Origin of the sequence: Mycobacterium sp., assembly GCF_049281135.1 — a bacterium.
Lineage (GTDB): Bacteria > Actinomycetota > Actinomycetes > Mycobacteriales > Mycobacteriaceae > Mycobacterium.
Window position 1 is genome coordinate 1 of record NZ_JBAPRN010000779.1, and the last position, 8,287, is coordinate 8,287.

8 protein-coding genes are annotated in these 8,287 nt (G+C 61.5%); all 8 read left to right on the forward strand.

Going from position 1 to position 8,287, the window contains the following annotated elements:
• Positions 1–802: 802 nt before the first annotated feature.
• On the forward strand, positions 803–1,744 hold the full coding sequence (locus tag WAN02_RS30800; RefSeq protein WP_422269162.1) for an SDR family NAD(P)-dependent oxidoreductase: 942 nt from the start codon (positions 803–805) through the stop codon (positions 1,742–1,744).
• 346 nt (positions 1,745–2,090) lie between these two features.
• The gene (locus tag WAN02_RS30805; RefSeq protein ID WP_422269163.1) at positions 2,091–2,537 is read left to right on the forward strand and encodes a nuclear transport factor 2 family protein; all 447 of its coding nucleotides are present in this window, start codon (positions 2,091–2,093) and stop codon (positions 2,535–2,537) included.
• A 10-nt stretch (positions 2,538–2,547) separates the two neighbouring features.
• Positions 2,548–3,468 (forward strand): MBL fold metallo-hydrolase, encoded by a 921-nt coding sequence (locus WAN02_RS30810; RefSeq protein ID WP_422269164.1) that lies wholly within the window; start codon positions 2,548–2,550, stop codon positions 3,466–3,468.
• A 489-nt stretch (positions 3,469–3,957) separates the two neighbouring features.
• The gene (locus tag WAN02_RS30815) at positions 3,958–4,545 is read left to right on the forward strand and encodes an HdeD family acid-resistance protein (RefSeq protein ID WP_422269165.1); all 588 of its coding nucleotides are present in this window, start codon (positions 3,958–3,960) and stop codon (positions 4,543–4,545) included.
• Positions 4,546–4,771: 226 nt separating this feature from the next.
• On the forward strand, positions 4,772–5,464 hold the full coding sequence (locus WAN02_RS30820) for a sigma-70 family RNA polymerase sigma factor (protein WP_422269166.1): 693 nt from the start codon (positions 4,772–4,774) through the stop codon (positions 5,462–5,464).
• 457 nt (positions 5,465–5,921) lie between these two features.
• Positions 5,922–6,686, forward strand: coding sequence for an alpha/beta hydrolase family protein (locus tag WAN02_RS30825; RefSeq protein WP_422269167.1), 765 nt, complete (start codon positions 5,922–5,924; stop codon positions 6,684–6,686).
• Positions 6,687–7,766: 1,080 nt separating this feature from the next.
• Positions 7,767–7,964 carry an antitoxin Phd gene (locus WAN02_RS30830; protein WP_422269168.1) on the forward strand — a complete coding sequence of 66 codons (198 nt, stop codon included), beginning with the start codon at positions 7,767–7,769 and terminating at the stop codon, positions 7,962–7,964.
• Positions 7,961–8,287 (forward strand): type II toxin-antitoxin system death-on-curing family toxin (locus tag WAN02_RS30835; protein ID WP_422269169.1); only part of this gene is annotated, 327 nt, incomplete at its 3' end. The genes WAN02_RS30830 and WAN02_RS30835, both read left to right, overlap by 4 nt.

Below are 8,287 nucleotides of genomic sequence, written 5' to 3' on the forward strand. Positions count from 1 at the left end.
TGCAGGGACTGATTGGGCGAAAGGGGGATGGATTCAACAACATTCGCTGGTATCGTCGCGGCTGCGAGCACCGGCGATCAGTGGCCGCGCGGTCCGATAACCGGCTGGTCGCAAATGCCAGCCGGACCTCCTTTCCGGGCCTGAGTAGGCCATGGCTGGCCCGCCGGTCGGCGCGGGGTAGCGATGAGGGATGCCTTGCCTGCCTTTGTCGACGCCTGGCTGCGGACTGTTGTCGTTGTGTTTTCCAATGGTCGCGATCGCAGCGGCGGCAGTCGATGTCGTGCCGTACACCTTTCTTCGTGAGTCGGTGTTGTCGCGGATACCTGGGCGACTGGGGCAGCGTTAATCCGGTTCTGGGCGGGCGGGTTTCGGGCCGGTCGACGATGATTTCGCGATACCGGAGACGGTCATGGAGCGTCTCGCGGCGTTATTGCGTGAGTTCGAGGAAGGTCCGGCCGCTGCTCCCAGCGGAGGTGTGCCGGTCGCGATTTGTGGCTCGCCAGCGGTGTAGCGGACAACACTGCCTGTTGTTGACCAGTGTCGTCGGACACATCGCGTCGCAACGCTGATCGGGATAGAAAGTTGGTTGTCTTTGGCTACGTTCAGGATTGGGGCGGCGTGACGATCGGTTCTCGCGCCTGTCGCCACTTCGTGGCGCGGTGCCCACTGCGCACATCTGGCGCGGCGTTGGGGTCAGCGTTGGAAGGTTCGTGTGCGGGGCCAGTTCGGCTGCTGCTGTATTAACGAACTTGGTATACGGTATACATTTACGAGGGATAGTTGGGCTTCAAAAGGAGGCAAGGTGACATCGACCGAATTGATTACCAGCAGGTTCTCCCGACACTCCACAGCCGACGACGTCATCGCGGGCATTGACCTGTCAGGACATCGCGCGGTGGTCACTGGCGCGAGTTCGGGCATCGGTACTGAGACTGCCCGTGTGCTGGCTTCGGCGGGCGCCGAGGTGTGTTTGGCGGTGCGCAACATTGACGCGGGTCGCCAGGTCGCCGCGGTAATCGAAGAGCAGACCGGGAACCCCAATATCACGGTCGAACCGTTGGAACTGGCCGACCGCGCCTCGGTGCGGGCCTTCGTCGAAAGATGGCGTGGCCCACTGCATATCTTGGTCAACAACGCCGGTGTGATGGCAGAGCCGCTGCGCCGCACCGCCGAAGGATGGGAACACCAATTCGCCACCAACTACCTGGGGCATTTCGGGTTATCGGTCGGGCTACACGACGCGCTGGCCGAGGGTGCCCCCGCCAGGATCGTGGCATTGACCTCGAGTGGACACTTCTTTTCCACGGTTGTTCTCGATGATCTGCAGTTCGACCGAAGGCCCTATGACCCGTGGCTGGCCTACGGACAGTCAAAGACCGCGGTCGTGCTTTTCGCGGTAGAGGCGAGTCGCCGGTGGGCCGCTGATGGCATCACCGCCAATGCTGTGATGCCCGGAGGCATCCGGACCAATCTGCAGCAGTATCAATCAGGCCCCGAATGGGCGGAGATCGACCGCAACTACGACTGGAAGACGGTCCCAGAAGGCGCCGCAACGTCGGTATTCGTGGCCACTTCGCCGTTACTCGCCGGCATCGGTGGCCGATACTTCGAGAATTGCCAGCAAGCGCCGGTCGTGGATCCCCAGATCGGCCATGAGCGCCAACAGGGTGTGGCTGCCTATGCTCTTGACCCGCAGACCGCCAAAGAGCTCTGGGACGTATCGCTGCAGCTGCTCAAACAATAGGCTCGCACGCGGCCGCGGCAGTACGCACAACTGCACGCCACGTTGGTGAATCCGCTCTAGCACAACGCTTTACACGACCGAGCGTGTCACGCCAGCGTCGGACCGTGGCGATCTCGCAGCTCGTAGCGCCTTCGACGTAACGATTGCGGATTCTGAGCTCATTAAGACGTTGATGCCCGCGCCGGTGATCCGTTGCGTCCCTGGGCGTTCACCGACCCAACTTGCTGCGCGTCCAGGAACCGGGGGGCGTGAACGTCGGTGTCTGCGGTGACACCCCACCAGGGCCACGGGTGTTCGGCCAAACATCGACGACGGGCTGAGCACACACGACGATGAGCCAATGCGGATGCACGCTTCTGACGCCGCTGACGGGTTGGAGACCATCGTGACATCACCGGGACGTGGCGAAGACAACCGGGACTTCCTGCGACAGCTCTACTTTGCGTCGTTCGCCGGCGACGCCGAAGCCTTCCCCAAGGCGATGGCGAGCGAATTCGAAGCTCATGTTCCACCGCGACTGCCCTGGGGCGGAGTGCACCGTGGCCCTGATGAATTCGTCAATGTCGTGTTGCCGCAGTTGGCGGTCGCCCTAGACTTCGACAGTATGCATTTAGAGAGCATCTCTGCCGACGGAGACCGGGTGGCGGCACTCATGAGCGCGCGCACCGCGCTGGGCAACGAAATCTGGATCGCCGAGCATTGGATCGTAGGAAACGGCCAGCTCCAGCAGCTCAGGGTGTTCTATGACGACACGCGGTCGATCGAATCGCCTCCAGCGCCGACCGACTCGTAGCTTCGCGATCATGGGCATCGAGTCAACCGGACAGCTCAATAGGCAGGCTGCCGTTCGCCGCTTCCGCATGGACGATGTGACGTTCACGTTCATCGCCGACGGTGCCATGCTTCTGGACCCGCACGCGTTCATCAAGACCGCTCCACCCGCTTATTGGGCCCAACATCGTGAGCAACTCGACGGCCTGGGTTGGATGGTGATGTCGGCGGGTGGGCTCTTAGTTGAGCGTGACGGCCGACGAATCCTGATCGATGCCGGATTTGGGCCAGCGGTCGTAAGCAACTCCTTCGCCCGGGTCAACTGTGGAGCGCTCCTCGACGTTCTGACACAGCTCGGCTTGGCCCCCAACGACATTGACATACTTGCGCTAACCCATCTGCATGTCGATCACACCGGGTGGGCGTTCGCGGAGTCGGTGCCGGGTCAGCGCGAACCAACGTTTCCGAACGCGACGTATTACCTGGCGATGCTTGAATGGGAGCCGATCGTACGCGGTGACCGACCACCTGGCATCGCCGGCGAACGAGAGCTTATTGAACCACTACAGTCGCACTCCGCGCTCCGATTGATCGGCGACGGTGAACACGTGGCACCAGGTGTGACCGCCATCGTCACGCCCGGCCACACCGCTGGCCATACGTCCTATGTGGTGCAGACATCAAAAGGTAACCGCCTCATAGCCTTTGGTGACTGCTTTCACACGCCGGCTGAAATGCTGCACCCGGAATGGTCATCCGATCCCGACTTCAATCCGGCCGCAGTGCCCGAAGCTCGTCGGCGCCTCCTCGACGAACTTCTCGTGGCAAACACCGTGGGGTTCGCCGTCCACTTCGGCGATCAACAATTTGGCACACTCATCGGCGACGCCGATGCGATCGCATGGCGGCCCATACCAACTACGGTGATGCTTCCGCCACCTCGGGTGGCCTAACAACGACATAACGAGGTGGTCGCCGACGACCTCCGGATGCTTCGCGCGCGCTGAGGACCGAATAGAACGGGGACACCATGCCTCGGGCGCGTCCGACGATCCCCCACATACGGTATCGACGCGAACTTCATCGCGAGCGCCGAAGCTGCCACGCATTCACCCACACCGATCGCAGCCGACATAAGGGTTGCTCTTCTGCTTGACATACGAGTCCACGACCGACGCCCGTAGGACACTGCTCAGGGCGCATCGCCATCCGGATGCGGGCCGCGGCTTCGTGGCTGAGGTCCTGTCGGGGTCCTCGCAAATGGGCTGTGTGCGCGGGCCAGGCGTGCTGTGGCCGCGGTGGCGACGGTAACACCGCTGTGTAAACCGTGGTGTCTGTAGATACATCGACACCGGCGTCGACTCGGATGACGATCGATCCGTCGGCCGGAAATCTAAGGGCGGCAACGAAATCATCAGACCGCGCACAACGCAAGGAGCATCATGAACAGTGTTATCGATCAGCAACTGTGGAAAGGCACGCTGGCAGCCAGTGTCCTGACCATGGCCCTGGGCGCGATTGTACTGATCTGGCCCGGTCCCACAATCCTAGTTGCCTCAACCATGTTTGGCATCTACCTGCTGATGAGCGGATTCGCACAGCTGTTTCTGGCATTCACATTGCCGCGATCCGCAGCCACACGACTCATGCTGTTTCTCACCGGCGCGCTATCGCTTGTCTTGGCGATATTGTCCTTAAGCCACTTCGGCGACGACTCTGCGGTTCTACTCCTATCCGTATGGCTGGGAGCTGGTTTCGTCCTCCTGGGTGTATCCGAGGTTGCGGTGGCGCTGAGCGAGCGGGAGTTGCCGGGGCGGGGTTGGTATGCCGTACTTGGCATCCTGTCCATGATCGCCGGCGGCATCGCGCTTGCTTGGCCGTTCGATTCCATCGTCGTGCTTGCCCTCGCTTCCGGGGCGTCACTGGTGATACTCGGCTTGGCCCAGGTAGTGCAGGCCTTTCGGATCCGCAGCGACACCAAAGCCGCACGCCAAGCGGTCGATGCCTTCTATGACTGGCTGGCAGCCTGATGACGCGACACATGCTCGTCAGACAAATCGCAAGCGCAGACCCGAAGTTCACCCGAGTCGTGACTACCCGGTTGAACCTGTTGGGCTGGCAGTCGACCAGATTCAACGTTGATCTGGATCGTGGGAAGCTGGATGACGATACACGCCCGCCGCACGCCCTTGACGGTGCCGGCAAGCGACTCACGCGGGGCCGAGTGAACGCTATGGCATCTTGGCGAGAAGCGACATGACGAATTCCGAACGCAATCCCGCGTGTTTACAAGGCAACACCTCCAGCTGCGTCACCAGGATCCAAGTAAATCCGGCGGCAACCCGAGCCAGCAGTCCTATTCAATGGCAGCCAGTCGAAGCGGAGTTGACTGCACGGTTTGAGCGAGACGTCTTGCCTCTACGTAATATCTTGTACTCCAATGCATTTCGGATGAGCCGAAATCATCCGGACGCTGAGGACCTGGTCCAAGAAACCATGATGAAGGCATACGCGGGCTTCCATTCGTTCCAGCGTGACACCAACATGCACGCCTGGCTGATGCGAATCATGAGAAACAGCTATATCAGTAGCTATCGCACTAAGCGGCGTCAACCTATGCAGTACTCCACCGAGGAAGTGACCGAGCAACATTTGGTGGATACGTACTTCCGCTCTGCGCCGGCGCGGCTGCGCTCCGCCGAAGACCAGGCGCTAGATTCCCTGGCGGATAACGAGATCAAGACGGCGATGCAGGCACTGCCGGAGGTCTTTCGCAACGTGGTGTATTACGCGGACGTCGAGGGTCTGCGTTATCGGGAGATCGCGGCGATGATGAACACCCCAACTGGGACCGTGGCTTCGCAGCTTTATCGGGGCCGCCGGCAACTGCGCAGGCTGCTCGACGGCGTCGGCGATGCCGGAACCGAAACGATCCGCGCCACGGTGTGATGCCCATATCTGATGTTTAGCGGGCCGGTCGGCGCGAGGCCCCCAACTAGTCGCAATGGGCGAATCTGGTGATTTCGAGGCGGCAGAGCCTGGTTTGTGTTCGCTCTACAGCAACCGATTTCGCCGTGGCGGTCTTTTTTCGTCAGCCCGCCGCTGACGGGCTGTTGTCAGTCCCGTCCGCTCCCAGGTCTCGCTTGGCTGTTCACCCGCCAGGTAGGCAGGTCGAGCCAGCAAACGCAGTCTAGATGCCTGCGTCTCGCGAATGTTGACGTCGAGTGAGCCGAATGCAGCGGAGTGCATCAACGCGCACGGAAGTCTCCGAGTCGGCCTAGGCGCGATAGTATTTGACAGATGTACGGGGATTGATGGATGTGCCGGCACGAGACCTCAATCGCCCAATTCGTAAACGTTTGGCTGCCAACAGGATCAATCCCGGAGGGCATGGTAAATCTCCACCATGAGCGAACGTGTCGTCTTCGGTAGCTCCACGGGCCCGAATCTGGCAGGGATCATCGAGGTCCCAGAAAAGCTGGTGCGTGGTTGGGGGGTGTTTTCGCACGGCTTCACGCTCGGTAAGGACTGCCCGGCCGCGGCCCGGATCTGCAAGCAGCTGGCCGCGGACGGTATCGGCATGCTGCGCTTCGACGCGCTGGGTCTCGGTGCATCAGAAGGAGACTGGGGTGACGGATCTTTCACCGTCAAGGTCGACGACATCGTGAAGGCATGTGAGTTCATGGCCAACCGCGCGACCCCGGCCGACATCTTGGTCGGGCACTCGTGGGGCGGTGCGGCCGTGCTCGCCGCGGCACGGCAGTCCCCGGGCGTGCGGTCGGTGGTCACGGTGGCGGCGCCGGTTGACCCTAGCCACGTCGAGCAGCATTACGACGCAGTGGTCGACCGCGTGTTGTCCGAGGGTACGGCCGAGTGGATGGTCGGTGGACGCACGCTGACCCTCAAGCGAGCATTCGTCGAGGATGTCCGCGCTGCTCACCTGCACGACAAGATCAGACGTTTACGTCTCCCACTGCTCATCCTGCACTCGCCTACAGACGCCACGGTCGGCATCGAGAACGCGAGCGAGATCTTCCGCTTGGCCCGTCACCCGCGCAGCTTCGTCTCACTCGAAGGTTCTGATCATCTGCTCACCGCGCGCGGCCAGGCTCAGCGGGCCGGGCGAATCATCGGCGCCTGGGCCGACGCATACCTCGACAATCCTCGTTAGGAGGCCGGCCGGCGCCGCAGTACCGTCATCACGGGTTCGGTTGCCGCTGAGTGAAGTCCGCCATGCCCGGAACTGTGAAGGCGACGATGCCATGCTCGGGAGCGAATATGAGGCCCGTGGATATCAGATTTGCGCGCACAGGGCCGAAACTGTTGACGCTACGTCCCAGCCGTGTGGCCACGTCACCAGACGAGCTGCCGCCATCTCCGTCGACAGCCATCGCGCGTAAGTAGCGCTGCTCGGCTCGGGTTGCCCGGTCCCAGCGCGCGCGGAAGAAGCCATCATCGAGAGCCGCGCGTCCTCGAGCGGCGCCGACGCGGGCATCCGCAAGGGTGATCGCCGGGCCAGGCGCCTCGTTCCAGGTGTCCTGGCCGAACTGCTGAAGGAAGTAGGGGTAACCCGATGTTTCCTGAACTACGAAGGCGATTGCCTCATCATCCCACCCGGCCTCTTCAATCCTGGCCGGCTCGACAAGAGCCTTGCGCGCTGGTCCTGGCTGAGGTGTTCGATTCGTTCGAAGGCGAATAATCGCTCAGCGTAGGACTTCGTGTCGGCCAAGACGCGCGGCAGACTTGGCAGCCCGGTACGGGGTCGATCAGCCCTTCCATCTGTAGCAAGTTCTAACCCGGTATAGCGATTTACTATATTGCCGCATATATCGCTATAGATCCGACGTTCTGGCGAGGTTGGCGGCGTCCACGATGCGATTGAACACCCTAAGGCGGTCGGCGGTCGGGAGCCCAGGCATGAGGCTCCATTAACCGGAAGGCAGGGGAGGGCACGGCTCTCCGCTACCGGCAAAAGATGGATGATCAATCGTCTCCACTAAATCAAAAGTGTTGCCCCCCAGTGTTGTTGCGGCCGCAACGACACTGGGGGAGGAGAAGGGGCAAAGCGACGAATTGGCCGGTGGGCCCGAATGCGATTTCCAACTACCTACGCGTTGCGATTGGATCATCGAACGGCGCGCCGGCTGGGTTACAGCGTCGTGGGAGCCCTGACGCCCAGGTCGGCAACGGTCGACATCGCCGTATCAACCGTCGGTACCATGATTGGTACTAGAACTGGTACTATCGATGAATGCCGTCCTTGAATATTTCGTTCACCGATGAGGAGCTCGAAGCGGTGCGGACCGCCGCTGCGAACGATGACGTTTCGCTGCGCACGTTCGCCCACCAGGCGATCCTTGACGCTGCGAGCGAGCACAAGCGCCGAGTCGCTGAAGCCGCCCGTATCGTTGCCGCGCGTTCGGCCGAGCTCAACAAACGCTTGGCGTGACCGAGTTTCTTGATCGCGACGACGTCTTGGTCGCCGGCTCGGTCGCGATCGGAAACCAGTTACAGGTAAGCGATTACGGCCTGTTGGATGCCGCGATAGCGCGTCCCAGGGCGACCGTGTTTGGCGTCGACGCTTACCCGGACAAGTTCACTAAAGCAGCCGCGCTGCTTCAGTCGTTGGCACGCAACCACGCCTTAGTCGACGGCAACAAACGAACCGCATGGGCAGCAGCATGGACCTTCCTGCATATCAACGGCACGCAGCTGGCGGCTGATTTTGACGTCGACGACGCAGAAGCCTTCATGAACCAAGTCGCCACCGAC

Excerpts from the sequence above, each read along its gene's own strand:
- WAN02_RS30805 (WP_422269163.1), top strand. The coding sequence starts at position 2,091 with ATGCACGCTTCTGACGCCGCTGACGGGTTGGAGACCATCGTGACATCA.
- WAN02_RS30810 (WP_422269164.1), top strand. The coding sequence starts at position 2,548 with ATGGGCATCGAGTCAACCGGACAGCTCAATAGGCAGGCTGCCGTTCGC.
- WAN02_RS30815 (WP_422269165.1), top strand. The coding sequence starts at position 3,958 with ATGAACAGTGTTATCGATCAGCAACTGTGGAAAGGCACGCTGGCAGCC.
- WAN02_RS30820 (WP_422269166.1), top strand. The coding sequence starts at position 4,772 with ATGACGAATTCCGAACGCAATCCCGCGTGTTTACAAGGCAACACCTCC.
- WAN02_RS30825 (WP_422269167.1), top strand. The coding sequence starts at position 5,922 with ATGAGCGAACGTGTCGTCTTCGGTAGCTCCACGGGCCCGAATCTGGCA.
- WAN02_RS30830 (WP_422269168.1), top strand. The coding sequence starts at position 7,767 with ATGCCGTCCTTGAATATTTCGTTCACCGATGAGGAGCTCGAAGCGGTG.